A 23194-nucleotide genomic window follows, 5' to 3' on the forward strand; every position below is an offset into this window, starting at 1 on the left:
GACCGAGAAAGTAGGATCGAGGGGTGGCAGTCAACCAAGATCTGGTCGGCCGGGAGTTCCCGCCGACGTCCCCCTACCTCGTCGGCCGTGAGAAGGTGCGTGAGTTCGCGCGTGCCGTCTTCGCCGATGCACCGCAGCACACCGACGTCGAGGCGGCTCGCGCAGCCGGTTTCGCCGACGTCGTCGCGCCCCCGACGTTCGCGATGGTCATCCAGGACCACACTCTCCAGCAGCTCCTCGCCGAACCGGACTCCGGCATCGTCCTGGCGCGCACGATCCACGCCGAGCAGAAGTTCGCGTACTCGCGCCCCATCGTCGCGGGTGACGAGCTCACAGGTCGACTGCGCGTGACCGGCATCCGCATGATGGGCGGCAACGCCATGATCACCAGCGCGGCCGAGATCACGGATGCCGACGGCGAGCACGTCGTCACCGCCACCAGCGTGCTGCTGGTCGGCGCGGAAGAAGGAGCCGAGTGATGCCGTTCGCTGTCGGAGACGTCGTCGCGGAGCGCACCGTCCATCTCACCCGCGAATCGCTCGTGCGGTACGCAGGAGCATCGGGTGACTTCAATCCGATCCACTACCGGGACGACATCGCCGCCGAGGTGGGTCTGCCGGGAGTGCTCGCGCACGGCATGCTCACGATGGGCATCGCGTCGTCGGTGGTCGTCGCGGCTCTCGAACCGGGAACGCGGATTCTCGACTACGGCGTGCGCTTCACCAAGCCGGTCGTGGTGCACCCGACCGAGGGAGCGGACCTCCACGTCATCGCGACCGTCGGTGCCGTCGACGACGAGTCGACTCGGATCGATCTCAAGGTCACGTTCGCTGAGACGACGGTCCTCGTCAAGGCGCAGCTGCGCGTCGCCTCCTGATGGGCGGCGCTGTGCACGAGGTCGAGCCGCTGAGGCTCGCGACTCTCACGACCCTGCGCACGGGAGGCGCCCCGGAGCGCATGCTCGAGGCATCGACCACGGCGGAGCTGATCGACGCGCTCACCGATGTATGGTCACGCGGCGACGAGTGGTTCGTGCTGGGCGGAGGATCCAACCTGTTCATCGGCGACGAGTCGTTCGAGGGGACGGTCATCCGCGTCCTCACCCGCGGCATCGAGGAGCTGCCCTCGCCGCACGCGGGACGCATCAGGCTGCGTGTGCAGGCGGGGCATGGCTGGGACGAACTCGTCGCCTATGCGGTCGAGCACGGTTACGCCGGTCTCGAGGCGATGAGCGGCATCCCGGGCACCGTCGGCGCCTCACCCGTGCAGAACATCGGGGCGTACGGGCAGGAGATCCAGGAGACCCTGGTCGAGGTCGAGCTGATCGACGAGGCCACCGGCGAGGTGTCGGTGGTGCCGGCATCCGAACTGGGGCTCGGTTTCCGCACTTCCGTGCTCAAGCATCACTACGGCAGCGTGCCGCAGCGTCGGGCCGTCATCCTGTCGGTCACGGTCGACCTTCTCGTCGCTGACGAGCGGGTGGTGCGCGGCGAGCAGCTCAGGAGGGCGCTGGGTCTGGACTCCGACGCCCCGGTGCCGCTGACCTGGGTGCGCGAGCGGATCCTCGCCACCCGCGCCTCGAAGGGGATGCTGCTCGACGAGAACGATCCGGACACCCATGGCGTCGGCTCGTTCTTCCAGAACGCGATCGTGCCGGAGGTCGTGGCCCGTGCTCTGCCGCCCGAGTGCCCGCGGTGGCCGGTGACCCCGGATCTGGATACCGTCACGGTGATCCCGCTCGCCTCGTACGACGGGTATGTCCCTCCCGCCAAGCCGGAGGCCCCCGACGTCAAGGTGAGCGCAGCGTGGCTGATCGAGCAGGCCGGAATCCGCAAGGGGTTCAAGCTGCCGCGCTCGCGCGCCTCGGTCTCGACGAAGCACGCGCTCGCCCTCACCAACCGGGGCGGGGCGACAGCGGCCGAGGTCTCGGAGCTCGCACGATTCATCCAGAGCCGCGTCCATTCGGAGTTCGGTCTCGTGCTGCAGCCGGAGCCCGTGCTGCTCGGCGTCGAGCTCTGAGTCGCGACGCAGCGAGCCCGCGCCCGCCTGACAACGTCGCCCGTTCGCCGTACACTCGCGGCATGAGCGGACTGATCCCGTACCTGCTGTTTCCCGGAAACGCGGCCGAAGCGCTGGAGCACTACCGTGACGTCTTCGGAGGAGAGCTTCAGCTCGTCGACTATGCCAGTGCGGGTCGTGCAGACGGTCCGGCCGATGCGGTCGCCCACGGGCAGCTCTCAGGACCGGTCGAACTGGCGGGAGCGGATGCCGGCGCGGACGACGATGCCGTGCAGATGAGCGGGATGTTCCTCTCTCTGCTCGGCACCGCCGACGCGTCGACGCTGACGAGCTGGTTCGACCGGCTGTCAGAGCACGGCCGAGTGACCGACGCCCTGCAGAAGCGCGTGTGGGGTGACTACGACGGCACCGTCACCGACCGCTACGGCATCCGCTGGCTGATCGGCTTCCACGACGAGGACTGATCTCGTCGCAGACCGGCCTCAGGCGAACAGACGCTGCAGTCGCTGCACACCCTCGAGGAGCTGGTCGTCGCCGAGCGCGTACGACATGCGGATGTACCCGGAGGGACCGAATGCCTCGCCCGGGACGACGGCCACCTCGGCCTGCTCGAGGATGAGGTCGGCGAGCTCGAGCGAGGTCGTCGGCGTCTTGCCGCCCCACGTGCGTCCGAGCAGACCCTGCACGTCGGGGTAGACGTAGAAGGCGCCCAGCGGGTTCGGCACCACGAGTCCGTCGATCTTCGACAGTTCGGACACGATGAGGCGGCGGCGGCGGTCGAACGCCTCGCGGAACTGCTCGGCTTCGGTCTGGGGCCCGTTGAGGGCAGCGATCGCCGCCTTCTGTGCGACGTTGTTGACGTTGCTCGACAGGTGGGACTGCAGGTTCGCGGCGACCTTGATGGCATCCGCCGGTCCGACCATCCAGCCCACGCGCCAGCCGGTCATGGCGTAGGTCTTCGCGACGCCGTTGACGAGGATCGTCTGCCCCGCCACCGCGGGCACGGCCTCGACGATGGAGGTCGCCTTGACGCCCTCATAGGTGAGGTTCTGGTAGATCTCGTCGGAGATGACCCAGATGCCGTGCTCGAGTGCCCACTCGCCGATCGCCGCCGTCTCCTCGGCCGTGTACACGGATCCGGTGGGGTTGGAGGGCGACACGAACACGAGCGCGGTCGTGCGCTCGGTGCGTGCGGCCTCGAGCTGGTCGACGGTGACCTTGTAGTCCTGATCGGCGCCCGCGAAGACCTCGACCGGCGTGCCGTCCGCAAGACGGATCGCCTCGGGGTAGGTCGTCCAGTACGGCGCAGGCAGAAGCACTTCGTCGCCCGGGTTCACCACGGCCTGGAACGCCTGGTAGACCGACTGCTTGCCGCCGTTGGTCACGATGACCTGGCTCGGCGAGACCTCGAGGCCGGAGTCACGCAGCGTCTTCGCGGCGATCGCCTCGCGCAGCGCGGGCAGGCCCGGAGCCGGGGTGTACCGGTAGCTGGCGGGATCGGCGAGCGCCTCGGCGGCCGCGTCGACGATGAACTGCGGGGTCGCGAAATCGGGCTCGCCGGCGGCGTACGAGATGATCGGCTTGCCTTCGGCCTTGAGCGCCTTGGCCTTGGCGTCGACCTTGAGGGTCGCGGATTCGGCGATGGCGGAGAGCTTGCGGGAGAGAGGAGCGCGTTCGGTCACGACTACGAGCGTACCCGGGTCGACCCCGCCGATGACGGGTGAATGGTCGTCAAGAATCACGGTTTTTTCGTGCTGATGCTCTCCGCTCAGGCGGTGTGCATGCCGTGCGCGCGCGCGACGGCATCCAGGGTGATGCGGCCGCCCTGGACGTTGAGGCCCTGGGCCAGTGCGGCGTCGTCGGCTGCTGCACGCTCCCACCCCTTGCCGGCGATCGCCGAGACATAGGGGAGCGTGGCGTTGGTCAGTGCGCGCGTGGCCGTCTCGGGCACTGCGCCCGGCATGTTCGCGACGCAGTAGTAGATGGAGTCGTGCACTGCGAACGTCGGGTCGTCGTGCGTCGTGGGGCGCGAGCCTTCGAAGCATCCGCCCTGGTCGATGGCGATGTCGACCAGCACGGATCCGGGCTTCATGGTCGCGACCATGTCGTCGGTCACGAGCTTCGGCGCCGCAGCCCCGGGGATGAGCACGGATCCGATGACCAGGTCGGCCGTCGCGAGCTCTTCGGCGATGTCGTACCGGCTCGACGCGCGAGTCTGCAGAGCACCGCCGTAGCGGTGCTCGAGCTCGCGGAGTCGCGGCAGCGAGATGTCGATGACGGTCACCTGTGATCCGAGCCCGAGCGCGTTCGCGGCCGCGTGCTCACCGGCGACACCGCCGCCGATCACGACGGTCTTGGCGCGCGGGGCGCCCGCGATGCCTCCCATGAGCACGCCCCGTCCTCCTGCGGATCGCATGAGGGAGTAGGATCCCATCGTCACGGACAGGCGCCCCGCGATCTCGCTCATCGGCACGAGCAGAGGGAGGCTGCGGTCGGGCAGCTGCACCGTCTCGTAGGCGACGGCGGTGGTGCCCGCGTCGACGAGCGCCGTGGTCAGCGCTCGGTCGGCGGCGAGATGCAGGTAGGTGAAGAGGGTGAGATCCGAGCGCAGGAACCCGTACTCCTGGGCGATCGGCTCCTTGACCTTGATGAGCAGCTCCGCCTCGCCCCAGGTCTCCTCGGCGGTGTCGACGATCTCGGCACCGGCTATCCGGTAGGCCTCATCGGAGATGCCTGAACCGACGCCCGCTCCGGACTGCACGAGCACGCGGTGGCCCTCGTGCACCAGACGGTCTGCGCCTGCGGGGGTGAGCGCGGTGCGGTTCTCGTTGTTCTTGACCTCGGTCGGCACGCCGATCTTCATCGATCCTCCAAGTGACGGTTGCGTGAGTGCATTTCAGAATCGCAGAAACTTCGATCATTCGACAGAATGCCTGAAGAAGATTCGCGCTTGGGGTGATTCCTGCATAATCGTTCGCATGGAGACGTCACCCGAAACCCCTCAGCCGAACACCCTTCGGGCACCGGCTCTCGACGCCATCGACGCGAGGATCGTACAGCTGCTGAGCGCGGACGGTCGGATGACGAACGCCGAGCTCGCGGGTCACCTCGGAGTCGCACCGTCGACCGCGCACGCGCGTCTGCGCGCACTCGTCGAACGCGGAGTCATCAGCGGCTTCCATGCCAGCGTCGACGAGCGGAAGCTGGGCGCCGGCCTGCAGGCCATCATCGGAGTGAGCCTTCGGCCTAGCGCTCGGCGCGAGAGCATCGTCGAGTTCGCCGACCGTGTGCGCGCTCTCCCCCAGGTGATCCAGGTCTTCTTCCTCGGCGGGGATGACGACTTCCTGCTGCACATCGCGGTGGCCGACTCATCGGAGATGCGCGAGTTCGTGCTCGAGCATCTGTCGGCCCAGAGCAGCGTCGCCTCGACCAGGACCAGCATCGTGTTCGACTATCACCGCAACTCGGTGGCTGCGTCGTTCCGCTGACACGCACGACGGCTGGCGGCGCGCCGCTGTCGCGGCCGCACGCAACGTATATTGCATGGCTCCTGGCGCGAACCTAGGGTGAGGGCGGGGACGGAGCAGCCGATGCGCACGCGGCGGGCTTCCGCTGGGGGTTGCGATGGGGCGAATGATCGACGACGCGGAGTTGGCCGGCTGGCTCGCCCGGCTCTCGGGTGGACTGTGGTCGTCATCGATCGGAGGCGCCGAGGCGTTCGCGTTTCCCTCGTGGTTCTCCGAGCAGGTCATTCGCCTCGACGGTCGAATCGGCATGCTGCAGCTGTCGAACTTCGGCGCGATGAAGGCCGACGACCCGGATGCGTTCGAGGCGGCGCTGCTTCGCAGGTCCATCGGCTCGACCATGCTCTACAGCACCCTCGAGACGGCGCACACCGTGAGCTACGAGCGAGCGATCGCCGAGGGCGAGGACATCATCATCGTCGGGATGGTGCAGCAGGGCGGGCAGCGCCTGAACACCGCGGCGGGGGTGCAGGCCATGGGCGTCGGCCGCGTCGGCTTCATGTCGAGCCTGGGCCCATCGGCCGTCGAGCAGTTCGGGGTCACCAACTCGACCGGGGTCGTCGTTCCCGTGGCGGCCCTCCCCGGCTATCGGCACGTCCTCGCTCGAGGGGCCGACATGTTCCCGGACACCCCACTCACCCGGGCAGCGGGAGCCTCACTCGCGCGGATGCTGTTCGAGTGGGCGCAGGATCCGGATCAGGGTCAGGGGGCGCTCGCCGGCACCGAGGCGGCGCTGATCGCGCTCGTGCGAGGGCTCTTCCGACAGTTCCCCGGCGACGGCGAGACCAGCCGGACGAGTGAGTTCCGCGCGGAGGCGGGGCGCATCATCGAGCGGCGGCATCGTGATCCGGCATTCGGCATCGCAGAGCTCGCCGCCGACCTGCACGTCAGCCGTCGCCAGCTGTTCCGCCTGTATGAAGGTGCCGACGAGAGCCCCGCGAACCGCTTGCTGCGTCGGCGTCTCGTGACGGCGCGCGAAGAGCTGCTGTCGACGCCCCCGCAGGACCTTGCGGCGGTCGCAGCCCGCTCCGGTTTCGCCGACGCGTCCGCGCTTCGGGCCCAGTTCTCCCGGCACGTGGGGCACAGTCCCAGTGCCTTCCGCCTCGCGGCCCGCACGCAGCCGCCGCGTCTCGCCGAGGCGATGCTGCTCAGCGACGAGCAGTCCGCCCCCACCGCCTGACCGAGGCCGGCCCATCGGGCCGACCCGGTCGGGGCTGTCCGTCGCGGACCGACGCGCGCGCCCGCGCGGGCCTGCCGTGTGCTGTCCGGCTGCTTCGCCGACCCCGACAGAGAGTGACACATGTTCGCGAATCTGGTGCCAACGCGGGTTCTGCGTGCCGGGCCGAGCGCACCGGGTGACGCAACGTCCTGCGGCGCTTCCGGATCGTCGGAGCCGCTCCTAACCTGAACCTGCCCGTGTCCCCAGGCGGGCCATGACGGCAGATCGCGACGGAGCTCCGCTCCTGGCGCATCGGCCGTCACGGCTTCCGGACGCGGCGGGATCGCCCGTCCGGAAGTTCGGGGGACAGGCGCGAAAGCGTCGGGCATGACGGACCACCTGCGCGAGGGCGCGGGTGGACGTGCGGGTGCTTCGGTCAGGGGAGACCGGGGCACCCGCGAATCCCCCTCGGCGTCACGCGCCGAACGAGGAAGGCAGCGCGCAGTAGTCGGCGAAACGCCGCGTCGGAGCCGCCGGGTCCGTCACGTCGACGATCGCGCCGGCGATCGAGTGCGGGGACTCATCACCGGCGAGCTGCCACACGATGAAGTTCCAGAGGCCCCTCGCCGTCGGGCTGAGCAGCGCTGCCGGGCCCGAGACGATCAGGACCGTCGCCGGATCGGAGCCGGCGCGGAACGGAGCGATCACGTCGCCGCGCAACGCCGCTTCATCGGCATCCGTGCTGTGCGCACGCTCGACGTGCTGCCCGGCGGCGGTCAGCGCCGTCGCGAGGTCGTCCGCCGCTCGACGCGAGCGCTCGGCATCCGCTCCGGCGACCGCGATCAGTCGGCGCCCTCGCGGGTAGAGGTGAAGGAACTCGGACGAGATGTCGGACCACACGTCGCTCATGTTCTCAGGCTACGCCCGCTGGCGGCGGCGGGCTCCGGCGGTCCTCCGCATCACGCACGAGGAGCCCCTCGGATGCCGCCATCGGCAGCCGAGGGGCTCCTCGTCAGAGTCTCAGGCCTCCTCGACGAGGAACCTGCTGTAGGCGCCGAGCGTGAGGAACGCCGGGAACTCCTCCTGCAGGGCGACGTCGCGGAACACCGAGGCGGCATCGTCGAACCTGTCGCCGTCGTGCCGGTCGACCTCGCCGAGGACCTCCGCGATCAGGCTCTCGACGTAGTCGGCGGTGATCGCGGTGCCGTCCTCGGTGGAGCGGTCCTGGTGGATCCACTGCCACACCTGCGAACGGCTGATCTCCGCCGTCGCGGCATCTTCCATCAGGTTGTCGATCGCCACGGCGCCAAGCCCTCGCAGCCATGCCTCGAGGTAGCGGATGGCCACCGACACGTTGTCGCGCACACCCTGCGCGGTGATCGGCCGCCCGATGTGCAGGTCGAGCAACTGCGACGCGGTCACCATGACCTCGGGGCGCTGGCGGCCGACCTGGTTCGGGTGGTCGCCGAGCACGGCGTCGAACTCGGCCAGTGCTGTGGGGATCAGATCGGGGTGCGCGACCCACGTGCCGTCGAAGCCGTCGCCGGCCTCGCGCTTCTTGTCGGCGGAGACCTTCTCGATCGCCCGCTCGGTCACCTCGGGGTCGCGGCGGTTCGGGATGAAGGCGCTCATGCCGCCGATCGCGTAGGCGCCCCGCTTGTGGCAGGTCTGCACGAGCAGCTCGGTGTACGACCGCATGAACGGCACCGTCATCGTGACCTCGCTGCGGTCGGGGAGCACGAAACGCGCGCCGCGGCCGCGGTAGTTCTTGATGATCGAGAAGATGTAGTCCCAGCGCCCGGCGTTGAGACCCGCGCAGTGGTCGCGCAGCTCGTAGAGGATCTCGTCCATCTCGAAGGCCGCGGGCAGGGTCTCGATCAGCACGGTCGCGCGGACGGTGCCGTGCGGGATGCCGATGTACTCCTCGCTGAAGGAGAACACGTCGTCCCACAGCTTCGCCTCCTCGCTCGACTCGATCTTCGCGATGTAGAAGTAGGGGCCCCGACCGTTCGCGATGAGCTCCTGCGCGTTATGGAAGAAGTACAGGCCGAAGTCGACGAGCGAGCCGGATGCCGCCGTGCGGCGCCCCGCGCGGTCGGTGAACTGCAGGTGCTTCTCCGGCAGATGCCAGCCACGCGGACGCATCACGATCGTCGGTGTGCGCTCGGCGGTGACGTGGTACTCCTTGCCTTCGGGGGAGCGGAAGGACAGCTCGCCGCGGATCGCGTCGCGCAGCGACAGCTGCCCCTCGACGACGTTCTTCCAGGTCGGACTCGTGGCATCCTCCTGGTCGGCGAGCCACACGCGAGCACCCGAGTTCAGTGCGTTGATCGTCATCTTCGGGTCGGTCGGACCCGTGATCTCGACGCGGCGGTCCTCGAGACCCGGCCCCGCGCCTGCGACCCGCCAGTCGGCATCCGCGCGGATGTGCGCGGTGTCGTCGCGGAAGCGCGGGTCGTGGCCGTTGCCGATCTCGAACCGACGGCGCATCCGGTCGGCGAGCCGATCGTGGCGGCGCGAGGCGAACCGGTGGTGCAGCTCGGTGAGGAACGCGGTCGCCTCGGGGGTGAGGATCTCGTCGTAGCGGTCGCGCAGCGGACCGGTGACCGCGATTGCCGGACCCTGCTGCGTGGTCTGGATCGGAGCCGTGGTCGGGCTGGTGGTCGGGGGAGCGGTGGGAGTGGTCATGATCGTGTGTCCTTCACAAGTGGCTCAGTGGAACTGCGCGGCTTCGGTGGAGCCGGCGAGGGCGAGGGTCGCGCTGTCGGGGTTGAGCGCGGTAGAGATGACGTCGAAGTAGCCGGTGCCCGCCTCGCGCTGGTGCTTGGTGGCGGTGTAGCCGTTCGCCTCCGCGGCGAACTCGGCCTCCTGCAGCTCGACGTACGCGCTCATGGCGCGATCGGCGTAGCCGCGGGCGAGGTCGAACATCGAGTGGTTCAGGGCGTGGAAGCCGGCGAGCGTGATGAACTGGAATTTGTAGCCCAGGTCAGCCAGCTCCTGCTGGAACGTCGCGATCTCGGCGTCCGACAGGTGACGCTTCCAGTTGAAGCTCGGTGAGCAGTTGTAGGCGAGCAGCTTGCCCGGGAACTCGGCATGGATCGCAGCGGCGAACTCACGTGCCAGCTCGATGTCGGGTTCTCCCGTCTCGACCCACAGCAGATCGGCGTACGGCGCGAATGCGAGGCCTCGGCTGATGACCGACTCGATGCCGGGGCGGATGCGGTAGAAGCCCTCGGTCGTGCGCTCGCCGGTGGTGAACTGCTGGTCGCGCTCGTCGACATCGCTGGTGAGCAGGTCGGCCGCGAGGGCATCCGTCCTGGCGATGATCACCGTCGGGACTCCGGCCACGTCGGCGGCGAGACGCGCGGCGTTCAGGGTGCGGATGTGCTGCTGCGTCGGCACGAGCACCTTTCCGCCGAGGTGGCCGCACTTCTTCTCGCTCGCGAGCTGGTCCTCCCAGTGGATGGCCGCGGCGCCGGCCTGGATCAGCGACTGCGCGAGCTCGTAGGCGTTGAGCGGTCCTCCGAAGCCCGCCTCGGCGTCGGCGACGATCGGCGCGAGCCAGTCCTGCGTGACGTCGCCCTCGGCGTGCTCGAGCTGGTCCTGACGGATCAGCGCGTTGTTGATGCGACGCACGACCGCCGGCACCGAGTTGGCGGGGTACAGCGACTGGTCGGGGTAGGTCTGACCGGCGAGGTTGCCGTCGGCCGCGACCTGCCAGCCCGAGAGGTAGATGGCCTTGAGGCCCGCCCGCACCTGCTGCACCGCCTGCCCGCCTGTGTAGGCGCCCAGTGCCCGGACGTAGTCCTCGGTGTGCAGCAGGTTCCACAGGTTCTCGGCTCCGCGGTGCGCGAGCGTCGCGTCCTCGCGGACCGAGCCGCGGACGCGGATGACGTCCTCTGCCGTGTACGTGCGCTCGACGCCGTCCCAGCGGGGATCCGTCTCCCAGATCTCCCGGAGCTCGGCGGCCGTCTGAACCTGGTCCCCGGCGCGCAGCCCTGCGGGGCGAGGGGTGTGGTTCTGGGCGGTGTTCGTCATGGTGTCTCCTCCGTTGGATGCCCGGACCGTGAAGCCGGGTGGCGTGTTTCCACTGTGTGTGAACTTCGCACCCGTCGATGGCCGATCGGGGAGTGAAGATCAGCCGAAATTCTGTTTCTGTGACAGAATCGGCCGCATGAGCACTCCAGCGGTCGAAGAAGACGCCGACGCCCTCACGATCGGACGCCGCATCCGTCAGCTGCGCACGGCGCGCGGGATGACCCTCGACGACCTCGCGGCGGCGGTCGATCGAGCGCCCAGCCAGATGTCCATGATCGAGACGGGCAAGCGCGAGCCCAAGCTCACGCAGCTGCAGTCGATCGCGCGCGCTCTCGGCGTCACGATCGACGCGCTGCTCGAGGGCGAGCCGCTCGATGAACGCAGTGCGATCGAGATCGCCCTCGAACGGGCCATGAAGGGGCAGACGTTCCAGGCTCTCGGCATCGAGCCCTTCCGGATCGCGAAGAGCATGCCGACGGACGCGCTCAGGGCCCTGCTCGCACTGCACGGCGAGATCGACCGGCTCAAGGATGAGCGCGCGGCCACTCCCGAGGAGGCCAGGCGCGCGAACGTCGAGCTCCGCCACCTCATGCGGCGGCAGGACAACCACTTCGCCGATCTCGAGACGAAGGCGGCGGAGATCCTCGCGGCGGTCGGGCACCCTGGCGGACCCCTCACCCAGCGGACGGCCTCCGAGATCGCCGCGTACCTCGGATTCACCCTGCACTACGCCCCGGACCTGCCGCAGACCACCCGCAGCGTCGCCGACCTCGCGAACGGACGTCTGTACCTCTCGAGCAGCGTCCCGGCCAAGGGGGATGCCCGGACCGCGGTGCTGCAAGCGCTGTCCAGCCGCATCCTCGGTCACTCCGAGCCGCGCAGCTATGCCGAGTTCCTGCGCCAGCGCGTCGAGACGAACTACCTCACCGGGGCGCTGCTGGTGCCGGAGGCCCACGTCGTGCCGGCGCTGAAGGATGCGAAGACGCGCAGGGCGATCTCGATCGAGGATCTGCGCGACGCGTACTCGGTGTCGTACGAGACCGCCGCGCACCGATTCACGAACCTCGCGACGCGCCACCTCGACATCCCCGTGCACTTCCTCAAGGTGCACGAGTCGGGCACGATCACGAAGGCGTACGAGAACGACGACGTGAACTTCCCGACCGATCGCCTCGGATCGATCGAGGGGCAGATGTGCTGCCGCCGATGGACCAGCCGCGTGGTGTTCGACGAGGACGACCGCTTCAACCCGTACTACCAGTACACGGACACGGGCAACGGCACCTACTGGTGCACGGCCCGCGTCGAGGCGTCGAGTGAGGGACTGCACTCGGTCAGCGTCGGCGTGCGATTCGACGACACGAAGTGGTTCGTCGGGCGCGACACCCCGCATCGCGGAGTCTCGAAGCACTCGGTCGAGGTGTGCTGCCGCCGGGCGCCCGCCGACCTCGAAGGGCGGTGGCGCGAGAACTCCTGGCCGAACGTCAGGACCCCGCGCACTCTGCTCGCCACGCTGCCGACCGGGGCCTTCCCGGGCGTCGACACGACGGATGTGTACGAGTTCCTCGAGGCGCACGCGCCGCGCTGAGCGCCCGCACGCGGCGTGGATCCCGGTCGCCTTCCTGTCACGAGGAGAGGGTTGAGCGAACAACGAACACCTGTTAGGTTTTCGCAGGTCGGAGCGCCGCGCTCGGCGGCGCCGTTCTCGATGAGGAGACACGATGAAGCGATGGATGAGCACGCTGGCGACGATCGGACTCGTGACTGCGGGCCTGACGGTCGCCGGGCCCGCGACGGCCGGCGGTGGACGCCCCGGCACCGATGACCTGAACCGCTGGGCGGTGGACACCTGGCACTCCCTCGACGCGATGACCGATGAGGAGACCGGCCTTCCCGCCGACAACGTGAGCGGCGACCTCGAGACGCCGAGCGCCTACACCTCGCCGACGAACATCGGCGGATACCTGTGGTCGACGGTCACGGCTCGCGACCTCGGAGTCATCAGCGACGAGGAGGCGCGCGATCGCATGTCGACGACGCTGGAGACGCTCGGAACCCTCGAGCGCAACGACGCCAGCGGCATGTTCTACAACTGGTACTCGCCGACGACCGGCGAGAAGCTCACGACATGGCCCGACTCGGGAGACCCGGTGCACCCGTTCCTCAGCACGGTCGACAACGGGTGGCTCGCCGCCGCACTGCGCATCGTCCGCGAAGCGGAGCCCGACCTCGCGCAGCAGGCGGACGCGCTGTACGACTCCATGGACTTCGCGGCGTTCTTCGACCCCGAAGGCGCGGCAGGACTCCCTGCAGGAACGAACCGCGGGGGCTTCTGGGATGCGGCTCCGCCGGACTGCAGCGTCGAGGCGCCGATGTACAACGGCTCGGGGGACACCGCGTTCTACACGTGCCACCACTACGACACGACCGTGAGCGAGAGCCGCATCGCGACCTACCTCGGCATCGCGAACGGTCAGATCCCGGCCACGGCCCTGTACGGCACGCATCGCACGATGCCTCCCGGGTGCGACTGGGCGTGGCAGGAGCAGCTCCCCCAGGGCGAGTACCGCACCTATGACGGCGTCGAGGTGTGGGAGGGCGCCTACGCATATGACGGGATGTCGTTCGTGCCGAGCTGGGGTGGCAGCATGTTCGAGTCGCTGATGCCCGACCTGCTCGTGCCGGAGACCACGTGGGGTCCGCGTTCGTGGAAGCTCAACCACCCGATCACCGTCGCCGTGCAGAAGCAGCACGGGCTGGACGAGGCCGGATACGGCTATTGGGGCTTCTCACCCGCGAGCGACCCGTTCGGCGGGTACGCGGAGTACGGGGTCGACGTAGCCGGGATGCGGGCGGACGGGTACACCTCGGACGCGGAGAAGACCGACGTCGACATCGACAGGCCCGGATGCACCACGGGCACCGATCCCGCTCCGGAGTTCGGTGACGGGGTCGTGACGCCGCATGCCGCGTTCCTGGCGCTTCCGTATGATCGCACGGGCGCGCTCGACAACCTGCGCGGCATCGAGACGGACCTCGGCGCCTACGGCCCCGGCGGGTTCTTCGACGCGGTGGCGGTGAAGAGCGGCACGATCGCCGAGCGCTATTTGTCGCTCGACCAGTCGATGATCATGGCCGCGATCGGCAACGAGCTCACGAAAGATACACTCAAGGACTACTTCGTGGATCGCGACATGGAGCAGCGCCTGCGGCCCGCCATGCGGCAGCAGGTGTTCGGCTCGTCGTGGGGAACGGGGAACGGCCACCACGGCTGAGGTCCGCGCGTTCGCGCCGAGAGACAGGACGGGCGCATGAGCACGGATGAGCAGCCGATGGCGGCGCGACGGCCTCGCGGTCCCTACGCCACCGGCCAGGCGCGCAGGCAGGCGATCGTCGACGAAGCGCTCGCGGTGTTCTCCCGCACGGGATTCCACGGTGGATCCCTGCGGGAGATCGCGAAGCGCGTCGGTGTGACGCCGACCGGCCTGCTGCACCATTTCGCGGGCAAGGAGGAGCTCTTCGCCGAGGTGCTCCACCAGCGTGACGAGAAGGTACGAGAGGCGGCGGGCGACCCTGCCGAGCACACCCTGATCGAACAGGCCACGCGCGTCGTCGCGCACAACCAGACCTCGCGGGGTCTCACCGCGCTCTACGCGATCGTCTCGGCGGAGGCCACAGACCCCGACCACCCGTCGCACGCCGACTTCGCCGCCCGATACCGCGAGCGCGCCGTGGCCGCAGAAGAGATCCTGCGGCGAGGTCAGGCCGACGGAGAGGTGCGCGAGGACATCGACCCCGCTCGGGCGGCCCGGCTGATCAGCGCGGTCATGGACGGCATCCAGCTCCAGTGGCTCCTCGACGATTCCGTCGACATGGTCCCGCTCTTCGAGGAGTTCGTCGGGCGCTACCTCCACCCCGCCGAACGACGGCCCGACTGAAGGGCGCGCGGATGGCGGAGGCCCGGCATCCGCCCACTCCGCCGGGCGGGGACCGCCGGCCGTTCGGTCGAGGACCCCGGTTCAGTCCCGTGCGGTCTGCAGCAGCGTCCACAGCTCGGCGCGGGCGGGGAACGACGAGAGGTCGCTTCCCAGGAGCGCTCCGGCCTGGGCGATCCGCGACCGCAGCGTGTGGCGGTGCACACCGAGTGCCGCCGCCGCAGGATCCGCCTTCGCATCGTGCTCGAGCCAGGTGCGCAGCGACCGTTCGAGGTCGCCGCCGGATCGCGCGTCGTGGTCGCGGATCGGCGCGAGTCGCGATTCGGCGACCAGTCGGGCCTCATCCGTGGCCAGTGCGCTGAGGATGCTGGATCCGGCGGCATCGGCGAAGTGGAACACCCCGGCGCCGGACTGCTGGCGCAGCGCCGCGAGCGCCTGTGCGTGGGCTCGGGAGAACGCGTCGTACGACTCTGACCCCGACGCGCCGATGCGGATGCCGAACCGGGTGGCGACCTCGTCGAGCAGTGCGTCATCGGCCATGGACAGGCAGAGCACCACGCCCTCGGATGATTCGGCGAGGAAGCTGGCGGTGCCGTGCTCGGCCCTGCGCCGATCCCACCAGTCGGCGAACGGGCCGGTCGGAGCATCCGCGGCGATCGCGACCACCACGGGTGCAGAGGGCATCGAGCCGAGGACCTTCCGCGCGAGGGACGGATCGTCGTCGAGCAGCGAGCTCAGCAGCTGCGAGTTCAGCCGACGTTTGCTGCGGGCGAGCTGGTCGCTCTGCTCGAGCGCGAGTCCGGCCATCGCGATCACCGATGTCACGACCGTGCGCGCCTCGGCGTCGAGCGCATCGACAGCCAACGCGATCACCCCGCGCAGGTGTCCGCCGCGCCCCACCGTGAAGAGCGTGAACGTCTGATCGTCGATCGTGAGCGACTGCCCGGCCTCGAGCCCACGGGTGAGGATCTCGGTGACCCGTTCGCCGAGCTCGGTCAGTCGTCCTGCAGTGACGGCCGATCGGGGGTGCGACAGCTGCAGGGCGCCGGACGCGTCGTACATTCCGGCCCAGACATCCAGGCGACGGCCGAGCTCTGCGACGGTCGCGTCGAGTCCGCGGGGGCGCAGCGCGGCCAGTGCGAGTGCGCGCTGGGTGTCGAGCGCCCACGACCTGCGGGCGTAGGCCTGCGCCGCGATCGCTTCGGAGTGCGCGCGGGCGACGGCGATGAAGGGCGTGCGATAGGGGACTTCGAAGAGGGGGATCCCGCGGCGTGCGCACTCGAGGATCAGCTCGTCGGGGATCGCGGCACGGTGCACGTCCGTGCCGAATCCGAGGCCGAGCACCCCGCGATCCGCCAGCCGCCCGACGTAGACGTCGAAATCGGTGCCGACGTCGAACTGGGTGCCCGTCGTCAGCAGTGCGAGGTCCTCGGCGAGGAACGGCGTCGGGTCGGCGAGGTCGGAGCTGTGCACCCACCGCAAGGGGCGATCGAGGGCGCCGTCCGGAAGGCCGTCCGCGTCCGAGATCAGCACGAGCCCGAGATCGCGGCGCCGGAAGAGAGCGCGCAGCGTGGGCTGTTCGGCGTCGTCCATGCGCTGCGGTCCTCTCGGCATCCGGATCAGCGCTTATACGGTCGGGCGATGATCTCTCCCAGATTGTACAGCCGGGCGAATGCGCCGACGTCGGATGCGGTCGTACGCTCACGGACATGGCTCTCCTCGACACCGCAGCTGTTGCAGTCCCGCTCGGCGGACCCGACCTCCCCCAGGAGCGTCGTCTCGTCACCGACCTTCCCGGCCCCCGCTCGGCCGAGATCCTCGCCCGCAAGGCCGATGCCGTCGCCGCCGGCGTCGGGCACACGGTTCCCGTCGCGGCCGTCGCCGCCGGCGGGGGAGTGGTCGTGGATGCCGACGGCAACTCGCTGATCGACCTCGGCTCCGGCATCGCCGTGACGACCGTCGGCAACGCGCACCCCAAGATCGCCGCAGCCGTGGCCGCGCAGGCCGCGCAGTTCACGCACACCTGCTTCATGATCTCGCCGTACGAGTCGTACATCGGTGTCGCCGAAGCGCTCAACCGCCTCACTCCCGGCGACTTCGCCAAGAAGAGCGCCCTGTTCAACTCCGGCGCCGAGGCTGTCGAGAACGCGATCAAGATCGCCCGCAAGCACACCGGTCGCCAGGCCGTCGTCGCCTTCGACCACGGCTACCACGGCCGCACCAACCTCACCATGGCGCTGACGGCGAAGTCGATGCCGTACAAGAGCGGCTTCGGCCCGTTCGCCCCCGAGGTGTACCGTGCGCCGATGTCGTACCCGTTCCGCGACGGTCTCGACGGCGCAGAGGCCGCCGCCCGCGTGATCCTGCAGCTCGAGAAGCAGATCGGCGCCGACAACCTCGCCGCCGTCATCATCGAGCCGATCCAGGGAGAGGGCGGCTTCATCGTCCCGGCGGAGGGCTTCCTCCCGGCGATCGCCTCGTGGTGCCGCGCGAACGGCGTCGTGTTCATCGCCGACGAGGTGCAGACCGGCTTCGCCCGCACCGGCCACATGTTCGCGAGCGAGATCTTCGGCATCGAGCCCGACCTCATCACCACCGCCAAGGGCATCGCGGGCGGTCTGCCGCTCGCCGCCGTCACGGGGCGCTCCGAGATCATGGACGCCTCGCACGCAGGCGGCCTCGGCGGCACCTACGGCGGAAACCCGATCGCCTGCGCTGCGGCGCTCGCCGCGATCGATGTGTTCGAGAACGACGGCGTGATCGAGCGCGCTCGCGAGATCGGCGAGATCCTCACGGCACGCCTCGGAGCCATGCAGGAGAAGGACACCCGCATCGGAGACATCCGCGGCCACGGCGCCATGATCGCCGCCGAGTTCGTCGACCCCGAGACCAACGCGCCCGACGCCGCCCTCACCTCCGCGGTCGCCAAGGCCTGCGTCGCGCAGGGCGTCATCGTCCTGACGTGCGGCACCTACGGCAACGTCATCCGGTTCCTCCCGCCGCTCTCGATCGGCGACGACCTCCTGAACGAGGGCCTCGACGTCGTCGCGGCCGCGCTCGCCGCCACCGCGGGCTGACAGACCAGCAGCCGCGGTTCGTCCGCGACTGCCACCACACGTCCGGCCGCGACGAGGATCGGGGGATTTCGAGTCGCGGCCGGCACAACCTTTCCAATGAAGGAGAAGCAGATGGCTGAGATCACTCGCGACGTGCTGATCGTCGGAGCCGGAGCCGCAGGGCTCACGGCGGCGAACGACCTGCGCAAGGCCGGCCTGTCGGTCGCCGTACTCGAGGCGCGTGACCGCGTCGGCGGACGACTGTGGACCGACGTCATCGACGGCGCCATGCTCGAGATCGGCGGCCAGTGGGTCTCGCCCGACCAGGACGCCCTGAAGGACACCATCGACGAGCTGGGGCTCGAGACCTACAGCCGCTACCGCGAGGGCGACAGCGTCTACGTCGGTCCGGACGGGCAGACGCATCGCTTCACCGGCGAGATGTTCCCGGTGTCCGCTGAGACCGAGGCCGTCATCGCCGAGATCACCGAGCGCCTCGACGCCATGGTCGCCGAGATCGACCCCGACCGCCCGTGGGAGCACCCGCTCGCGAAGGAATGGGACTCGATCACCTGGGACGCCTGGCTGCGTGTGCAGACCGACGATGACGAGGCCGTGCGCAATCTCGCCTTCGCCACCGGCTCCGCGATGCTCACCAAGCCGACGCACTCGTTCTCGCTGCTGCAGTCGCTGCTCATGGCGGCATCCGCCGGGTCGTACTCCAACCTCGTCGACGCCGACTTCATCCTCGACAAGCGGGTGGTGGGCGGTCTGCAGAAGGTGCCGCTGCTGCTCGCCGAGCGCCTGGGCGACGACGTCATCCTCAACCAGCCGGTGCGCTCGCTCGAATGGGGCGTCGACGGTGTGACCGCCACGACCGACGACACCACCGTGCGCGCCCGCTTCGCGATCCTCGCGCATGCTCCGGTGCTCTACAGCCGTATCGCCTTCGTCCCGCCGCTTCCCCGGCGCCAGCACCAGATGCACCAGCACATCTCGATGGGCTTCGTCATCAAGGTGCACGCCGTCTACGACCGCCCGTTCTGGCGCGAGCAGGGCCTCAGCGGCACCGCGTTCAGCCCGTACGAGCTCGCGCACGAGGCGTACGACAACACGAACCACGGCGACGAGCGCGGCACCCTGGTCGGCTTCGTCAGCGACCAGAACGCCGACGACCTGTTCACGCTGTCGGCCGAGGAGCGCAAGGAGCGCATCCTCGAGTCCCTCTCGCACTACTACGGCGACGAGGCGAAGAACCCGGTCGTCTACTACGAGAGCGACTGGGGCACGGAGGAGTGGACCCGCGGAGCGTACGCGGCGAGCTTCGACATGGGCGGACTCCACCGCTACGGCGCCGACCTCCGCTCGGCCGTCGGCCCCATCCACTTCGCGTGCAGCGACATGGCGGGCGCCGGATATCAGCACGTCGACGGCGCGATCCGCATGGGGCACCTCGTCGCCTCGAACATCGTCGAAGCGACGCGCGCCGCCGGCGACACCGCCGAGGTCGGCTGATGACCGGGGCGGTCGTCGTCGGCTACACCGCGACGGATGCGGGAGCGGATGCCGCAGCGCTCGGCGCGCGGCTCGCCCGCAGCCTCGGCGCGGTGCTGCACCTCGTGATCGTGCTGCCGTCGGAGGGCACCCGCAGCGCGGCCGTTCCCCCCGAGCGGGCGTATGAGGACCACATCCGCCGCCAGGCGAAGGAATGGCTCGAGGATGCGGTCGTCCGACTGCCGCAGGAGCTCACCCGCACGGGCCACGTGCGGTTCGGCGAGTCCTTCGCCGAAGGGCTGATCGCCGCCGGCGAGGAGTTCGGCGCCAGGCTGATCGTCATCGGCACGGCCGGCGGCAGCATCTTCGGCCGCCACCGCCTCGGCAGCGTCGCGTCGGAGCTGCTGCACTCGTCGACCATCCCCGTCGCGCTCGCCCCCGCGGGCACCGCGGACCAGGACGATCACGTGCTTCCTCGCGTGACGGCCGCGGTCGGCAACCGCGCGGGTGCCGACAACCTCCTCGACGAGGCCGCCGCGATCGCCACCGAGTCCCGTGTCGGCCTGCGCCTCGTCTCGCTCGTGCCGTTCGACGTGCCGCCCGGTCTCGACACCGGCGCGATCCGCGTGGTCGGCGACGCGCACGCGAACGACGTGCTCGAGGTCGCCAAGAGCCTGCTGCCCGACGAGCTGAAGGCCGAGGTCGAAGAGGCCCCCGGCGACACCGTCGAAGATGCCGTCGCGAACCTCTCGTGGCTCCCCGGCGAGGTCGTCCTCGTCGGCTCCAGTCGCCTGGCGCAGCCGCGCCGCCTGTTCCTGGGCTCGACCGCAGCGAAGATGCTGCACGAACTGCCCGTTCCCATGATCGTCGTCCCGCGCACCCGCGCCGAAGCAGGAGTCCGCTGATGAGCAGCACGAACCGGGCGACGGAGCCCGCATCCGGTGTGACGACCGGCATCTCGCAGAAGGGGCTGAGCGCGGGTGCCGTCGGAGTGCTCGGAGCCGTCGTCATCGGCGTCTCGACCATCGCGCCGGCCTACACGCTCACCGCATCGCTCGGCCCGACGGTCGCCGTCGTCGGCACCCAGGTGCCCGCGATCATGCTCGTCGGCTTCATCCCGATGCTCCTGACCGCCTTCGGCTACCGCGAGCTCAACCGCATGATGCCGGACTCCGGCACCTCGTTCACGTGGGGAGTGCGGGCGTTCGGGCCGTGGATCGGCTGGATGACGGGCTGGGGCCTGATCGCCGCCACCGTCATCGTGCTGTCGAACCTCGCCGGCATCGCGGTCGAGTTCCTCTTCCTGCTGATCGCCCAGCTCAGCGGAAACCCCGAGATCGCCGACCTGGCGTTCAACCCGATCATCAACGTCGTCGTGTGCCTGCTCTTCATGCTCGGCGCGACGCTCGTGTCGTACCGCGACATGCAGACGACGCAGAAGTTCCAGTACATCCTCGTCGGCTTCCAGGTGCTCGTGCTCGTGGTCTTCGCCACCGTCGCGATCGTCAAGGCCGTCTCCGGAGACGCTCCCGAGCCGACCCCCTTCTCGTGGTCGTGGTTCAACCCGTTCGAGGTTCCGTCCTTCAGCGCCTTCGCCGCAGGGCTCTCGCTGTCGATCTTCATCTTCTGGGGCTGGGACGTCGTCCTCACCATGAACGAGGAGACGAAGGACCCGGCCAAGACGCCGGGGCGCGCCGCGATGGTCACGGTCGTCGTCGTCGTCGCCCTCTACCTGCTGCTAGCCATCGGCCTCATCATGTTCGCCGGCGTCGGCACGGGCGACTACGGGCTCGCGAACGAGGACATCTCGGCGAACGTGTTCTTCGCGCTCTCGGATCCGATCCTCGGACCGCTGGCGTTCCTGGTCTCGCTCGCGGTGCTGTCGAGTTCGGCGGCCTCGCTGCAGTCGACCGCAGTCGGACCCGCTCGCACGCTGCTGGCGATGGGGCACTACGGCGCCCTGCCCAAGAAGTTCGCACGGGTCAGCCCGCGGTTCTTCACGCCGGGCTACTCGACGATCGTGTCGGCCGTCGTCGCGTCCGTCTTCTACGCCGTGATGCGCCTCGTCAGCGAGAACGTCCTCACCGACACCATCCTGTCGCTCGGCATGATGATCTGCTTCTACTACGGCCTCACCGCGTTCGCGTGCGTCTGGTACTTCCGCAAGCAGTGGTTCGACTCCGCCAGGAGCTTCTTCTTCACGTTCCTGTTCCCGCTCGTCGGCGGTGCGATCCTCGCCGTCCTGTTCGTCACGACGCTCATCGACTCGATGGACCCCGCCTACGGCAGCGGATCGAACATCGGGGGCCTCGGACTCGTGTTCGTCCTCGGCGTCGGCATCATCGTGATCGGCATCGTCATCATGATCTGGCAGTCCATCAAGCGCCCGGCGTTCTTCCGCGGCGAGACCCTCAGCATGGATGCTCCCGCGAGCAACCGCCGGCGCTGACGGAATCCCGCGGCACCGGCATCCCATCCTCCCCACAGAAAGAGATTCCATGAGCACTCAGACTGAGCAGGCGCTGCTCGACAGCATCCCCACCGGCCTCTTCATCGGGGGAGAGTGGATCGACGGCGAGACCGGGGGCACGTTCGACGTGAAGGACCCCGCGACCGGTGCGGTCATCCGCACGATCGCCGACGCGACCCCGGGTGACGGCATCCGCGCGCTGGATGCGGCAGTCGCCGCGCAGGACGCATGGGCCGCGACCGTACCTCGCACCCGCAGCGACATCCTGCGCCGGGCATTCGACCTCGTGCAGGAGCACAAGGAGGATCTCGCGCTGCTGATGACCCTCGAGATGGGCAAGCCGCTCGCCGAGGCGCGCGGCGAGGTCGGCTACGGCGGCGAGTTCCTCCGCTGGTTCAGCGAGGAGGCCGTGCGCATCAGCGGTCGCTACGGCATCAACCCGGAGGGCACCGGCCACATGGTCGTCTCGCAGCGGCCCGTCGGCCCCTCGTTCTTCGTGACGCCGTGGAACTTCCCGTTCGCGATGGCCACTCGCAAGATCGCGCCGGCGCTCGCCGCCGGCTGCACCGTGGTGATCAAGCCCCCGGCACTCACGCCGCTGACGACGATGTTCTTCACGTCGCTGCTCGAGAAGGCCGGCCTCCCCGCCGGTGTCGTGAACGTGGTGCAGACCTCCAAGTCGTCGGCGCTCTCGGCCCCGATCATCGCCGACCCGCGCCTGCGCAAGCTGTCGTTCACCGGTTCGACGGAGGTGGGCCGCAAGCTCATCGCCCAGGCCGCTGAGGGCGTGCTGCGCGTGTCGATGGAGCTCGGCGGCAACGCGCCGTTCGTCGTCTTCGACGACGCCGACCTCGACAAGGCCGTCGACGGCGCACTGGCCGCGAAGTTCCGCAACATCGGCCAGGCGTGCACCGCTGCCAACCGCTTCATCGTGCACAAGGACGTCGCCGAGGAATTCGGCCGCAAGGTCACCGAGCGCGTCAACGCGATGAAGATCGGCCGCGGCACCGAAGAGGGCGTGGCCATCGGCCCGCTGATCGACGAGGATGCCGTCGCGAAGGCCGGCGAGCTCGTCGACGACGCCGTCGAGCGTGGCGCGACCCTGCTCGCGGGTGGCAAGGCCGTCGAGGGCACGGGCACCTTCTACGAGCCGACCGTGCTCACCGACGTGGTGGCGGGCTCGGCGATCCTCCGCGAGGAGATCTTCGGCCCGGTGCTCGCGATCGCGACCTTCGAGGACGAGGACGAGGCCGTCCGTCTCGCCAACGACACCGAGTACGGACTGGTCTCGTACGTGTTCACCGAGAACCTGCAGCGCGGGCAGCGGATGATCGACCGGCTCGAGACCGGCATGATGGGTCTCAACGTGGGCGTGGTGTCGAACGCCGCAGCCCCCTTCGGCGGCGTCAAGCAGTCCGGCGTCGGCCGCGAGGGCGGTCTCGAGGGCATCCACGAGTACCTGTCCACCAAGTACACGCTGATCCCGGTCTCCTGACCGG

20 protein-coding genes are annotated in these 23194 nt (G+C 69.3%); 14 read left to right on the forward strand and 6 right to left on the reverse strand.

Annotated elements, in window-relative coordinates; all coding sequences use genetic code 11:
- The first annotated feature begins 23 nt into the window (after positions 1–23).
- From ACZZZQ_RS12340 to ACZZZQ_RS12355, 4 genes are all read left to right on the forward strand, one after another.
- Entirely contained in the window at positions 24–479 is a 456-nt protein-coding gene (locus ACZZZQ_RS12340; RefSeq protein ID WP_056279753.1) for an FAS1-like dehydratase domain-containing protein, read from the forward strand.
- Positions 479–877, forward strand: a complete 399-nt coding sequence (locus tag ACZZZQ_RS12345) for a MaoC/PaaZ C-terminal domain-containing protein (protein ID WP_056279756.1) — start codon at positions 479–481, stop codon at positions 875–877. Before ACZZZQ_RS12340 ends, ACZZZQ_RS12345 begins: the two co-directional genes overlap by 1 nt.
- Positions 877–2019 carry a UDP-N-acetylmuramate dehydrogenase gene (locus ACZZZQ_RS12350; protein ID WP_400341787.1) on the forward strand — a complete coding sequence of 381 codons (1143 nt, stop codon included), beginning with the start codon at positions 877–879 and terminating at the stop codon, positions 2017–2019. Before ACZZZQ_RS12345 ends, ACZZZQ_RS12350 begins: the two co-directional genes overlap by 1 nt.
- A gap of 62 nt (positions 2020–2081) precedes the next feature.
- The gene (locus ACZZZQ_RS12355) at positions 2082–2483 is read left to right on the forward strand and encodes a VOC family protein (protein WP_230100390.1); all 402 of its coding nucleotides are present in this window, start codon (positions 2082–2084) and stop codon (positions 2481–2483) included.
- Positions 2484–2501: 18 nt separating this feature from the next.
- On the opposite strand, the gene ACZZZQ_RS12360 is transcribed toward ACZZZQ_RS12355, so the two are convergent.
- Together ACZZZQ_RS12360 and ald are read right to left on the reverse strand one after the other, a co-directional pair.
- Positions 2502–3701 (reverse strand): pyridoxal phosphate-dependent aminotransferase, encoded by a 1200-nt coding sequence (locus ACZZZQ_RS12360; protein ID WP_053099212.1) that lies wholly within the window; start codon positions 3699–3701, stop codon positions 2502–2504.
- Between the two features lie 86 nt (positions 3702–3787).
- Positions 3788–4882 (reverse strand): alanine dehydrogenase, encoded by a 1095-nt coding sequence (gene ald, locus ACZZZQ_RS12365; protein WP_053097463.1) that lies wholly within the window; start codon positions 4880–4882, stop codon positions 3788–3790.
- A 115-nt stretch (positions 4883–4997) separates the two neighbouring features.
- Between ald and ACZZZQ_RS12370 the strand changes: the two genes are divergently transcribed.
- The gene (locus tag ACZZZQ_RS12370) at positions 4998–5507 is read left to right on the forward strand and encodes an Lrp/AsnC family transcriptional regulator (RefSeq protein ID WP_053097462.1); all 510 of its coding nucleotides are present in this window, start codon (positions 4998–5000) and stop codon (positions 5505–5507) included.
- A gap of 145 nt (positions 5508–5652) precedes the next feature.
- On the forward strand, positions 5653–6723 hold the full coding sequence (locus tag ACZZZQ_RS12375) for an AraC family transcriptional regulator (RefSeq protein ID WP_372983960.1): 1071 nt from the start codon (positions 5653–5655) through the stop codon (positions 6721–6723).
- A 453-nt stretch (positions 6724–7176) separates the two neighbouring features.
- Here the strand turns inward: ACZZZQ_RS12375 and ACZZZQ_RS12380 are convergent, their stop codons facing one another.
- The 3 genes from ACZZZQ_RS12380 to aceA form a co-directional block, all read right to left on the reverse strand.
- On the reverse strand, positions 7177–7611 hold the full coding sequence (locus ACZZZQ_RS12380; RefSeq protein ID WP_295100798.1) for a hypothetical protein: 435 nt from the start codon (positions 7609–7611) through the stop codon (positions 7177–7179).
- 111 nt (positions 7612–7722) lie between these two features.
- A complete protein-coding gene (aceB, locus tag ACZZZQ_RS12385) occupies positions 7723–9390 on the reverse strand; it encodes a malate synthase A (RefSeq protein WP_463507673.1) in 1668 nt (555 codons plus the stop codon).
- A gap of 24 nt (positions 9391–9414) precedes the next feature.
- A complete protein-coding gene (gene aceA, locus ACZZZQ_RS12390; protein ID WP_053097459.1) occupies positions 9415–10740 on the reverse strand; it encodes an isocitrate lyase in 1326 nt (441 codons plus the stop codon).
- Positions 10741–10876: 136 nt separating this feature from the next.
- On the opposite strand from aceA, the gene ACZZZQ_RS12395 reads away from it, so the two are divergent.
- From ACZZZQ_RS12395 to ACZZZQ_RS12405, 3 genes are all read left to right on the forward strand, one after another.
- On the forward strand, positions 10877–12328 hold the full coding sequence (locus ACZZZQ_RS12395; RefSeq protein ID WP_463507674.1) for a helix-turn-helix domain-containing protein: 1452 nt from the start codon (positions 10877–10879) through the stop codon (positions 12326–12328).
- Between the two features lie 133 nt (positions 12329–12461).
- The gene (locus ACZZZQ_RS12400) at positions 12462–14015 is read left to right on the forward strand and encodes a glucoamylase family protein (RefSeq protein ID WP_372983957.1); all 1554 of its coding nucleotides are present in this window, start codon (positions 12462–12464) and stop codon (positions 14013–14015) included.
- A 36-nt stretch (positions 14016–14051) separates the two neighbouring features.
- Positions 14052–14678 (forward strand): TetR/AcrR family transcriptional regulator, encoded by a 627-nt coding sequence (locus tag ACZZZQ_RS12405; protein WP_053097456.1) that lies wholly within the window; start codon positions 14052–14054, stop codon positions 14676–14678.
- An 81-nt stretch (positions 14679–14759) separates the two neighbouring features.
- On the opposite strand, the gene ACZZZQ_RS12410 is transcribed toward ACZZZQ_RS12405, so the two are convergent.
- Positions 14760–16268 carry a PucR family transcriptional regulator gene (locus tag ACZZZQ_RS12410; RefSeq protein WP_072591661.1) on the reverse strand — a complete coding sequence of 503 codons (1509 nt, stop codon included), beginning with the start codon at positions 16266–16268 and terminating at the stop codon, positions 14760–14762.
- A 116-nt stretch (positions 16269–16384) separates the two neighbouring features.
- Here ACZZZQ_RS12410 and gabT point away from each other — a divergent pair, with 116 nt between their 5' ends.
- The 5 genes from gabT (at position 16385) to ACZZZQ_RS12435 (ending at position 23190) form a co-directional block, all read left to right on the forward strand.
- The gene (gene gabT, locus ACZZZQ_RS12415) at positions 16385–17752 is read left to right on the forward strand and encodes a 4-aminobutyrate--2-oxoglutarate transaminase (RefSeq protein ID WP_463507675.1); all 1368 of its coding nucleotides are present in this window, start codon (positions 16385–16387) and stop codon (positions 17750–17752) included.
- A gap of 111 nt (positions 17753–17863) precedes the next feature.
- Positions 17864–19246 carry a flavin monoamine oxidase family protein gene (locus ACZZZQ_RS12420; RefSeq protein WP_363521250.1) on the forward strand — a complete coding sequence of 461 codons (1383 nt, stop codon included), beginning with the start codon at positions 17864–17866 and terminating at the stop codon, positions 19244–19246.
- Entirely contained in the window at positions 19246–20130 is an 885-nt protein-coding gene (locus tag ACZZZQ_RS12425; RefSeq protein WP_053097452.1) for a universal stress protein, read from the forward strand. The genes ACZZZQ_RS12420 and ACZZZQ_RS12425 overlap by 1 nt, the downstream gene beginning before the upstream one ends.
- Positions 20130–21674, forward strand: coding sequence for an APC family permease (locus tag ACZZZQ_RS12430; RefSeq protein ID WP_056279777.1), 1545 nt, complete (start codon positions 20130–20132; stop codon positions 21672–21674). The genes ACZZZQ_RS12425 and ACZZZQ_RS12430 overlap by 1 nt, the downstream gene beginning before the upstream one ends.
- A 49-nt stretch (positions 21675–21723) precedes the next feature.
- On the forward strand, positions 21724–23190 hold the full coding sequence (locus ACZZZQ_RS12435) for an NAD-dependent succinate-semialdehyde dehydrogenase (RefSeq protein ID WP_463507676.1): 1467 nt from the start codon (positions 21724–21726) through the stop codon (positions 23188–23190).
- Positions 23191–23194: the final 4 nt, after the last annotated feature.

Source organism: Microbacterium sp. AC132, from assembly GCF_979258525.1.

Excerpts from the sequence above, each read along its gene's own strand:
- ACZZZQ_RS12375 (WP_372983960.1), top strand. The coding sequence starts at position 5,653 with ATGATCGACGACGCGGAGTTGGCCGGCTGGCTCGCCCGGCTCTCGGGT.
- gabT (WP_463507675.1), top strand. The coding sequence starts at position 16,385 with ATGGCTCTCCTCGACACCGCAGCTGTTGCAGTCCCGCTCGGCGGACCC.
- ACZZZQ_RS12425 (WP_053097452.1), top strand. The coding sequence starts at position 19,246 with ATGACCGGGGCGGTCGTCGTCGGCTACACCGCGACGGATGCGGGAGCG.
- ACZZZQ_RS12400 (WP_372983957.1), top strand. The coding sequence starts at position 12,462 with ATGAAGCGATGGATGAGCACGCTGGCGACGATCGGACTCGTGACTGCG.
- ACZZZQ_RS12405 (WP_053097456.1), top strand. The coding sequence starts at position 14,052 with ATGAGCACGGATGAGCAGCCGATGGCGGCGCGACGGCCTCGCGGTCCC.
- ACZZZQ_RS12380 (WP_295100798.1), bottom strand. The coding sequence starts at position 7,611 with ATGAGCGACGTGTGGTCCGACATCTCGTCCGAGTTCCTTCACCTCTAC.
- ACZZZQ_RS12350 (WP_400341787.1), top strand. The coding sequence starts at position 877 with ATGGGCGGCGCTGTGCACGAGGTCGAGCCGCTGAGGCTCGCGACTCTC.
- ACZZZQ_RS12345 (WP_056279756.1), top strand. The coding sequence starts at position 479 with ATGCCGTTCGCTGTCGGAGACGTCGTCGCGGAGCGCACCGTCCATCTC.
- ACZZZQ_RS12355 (WP_230100390.1), top strand. The coding sequence starts at position 2,082 with ATGAGCGGACTGATCCCGTACCTGCTGTTTCCCGGAAACGCGGCCGAA.
- aceB (WP_463507673.1), bottom strand. The coding sequence starts at position 9,390 with ATGACCACTCCCACCGCTCCCCCGACCACCAGCCCGACCACGGCTCCG.
- ACZZZQ_RS12410 (WP_072591661.1), bottom strand. The coding sequence starts at position 16,268 with ATGGACGACGCCGAACAGCCCACGCTGCGCGCTCTCTTCCGGCGCCGC.
- ACZZZQ_RS12435 (WP_463507676.1), top strand. The coding sequence starts at position 21,724 with ATGAGCACTCAGACTGAGCAGGCGCTGCTCGACAGCATCCCCACCGGC.
- aceA (WP_053097459.1), bottom strand. The coding sequence starts at position 10,740 with ATGACGAACACCGCCCAGAACCACACCCCTCGCCCCGCAGGGCTGCGC.
- ACZZZQ_RS12395 (WP_463507674.1), top strand. The coding sequence starts at position 10,877 with ATGAGCACTCCAGCGGTCGAAGAAGACGCCGACGCCCTCACGATCGGA.
- ald (WP_053097463.1), bottom strand. The coding sequence starts at position 4,882 with ATGAAGATCGGCGTGCCGACCGAGGTCAAGAACAACGAGAACCGCACC.
- ACZZZQ_RS12420 (WP_363521250.1), top strand. The coding sequence starts at position 17,864 with ATGGCTGAGATCACTCGCGACGTGCTGATCGTCGGAGCCGGAGCCGCA.
- ACZZZQ_RS12370 (WP_053097462.1), top strand. The coding sequence starts at position 4,998 with ATGGAGACGTCACCCGAAACCCCTCAGCCGAACACCCTTCGGGCACCG.
- ACZZZQ_RS12430 (WP_056279777.1), top strand. The coding sequence starts at position 20,130 with ATGAGCAGCACGAACCGGGCGACGGAGCCCGCATCCGGTGTGACGACC.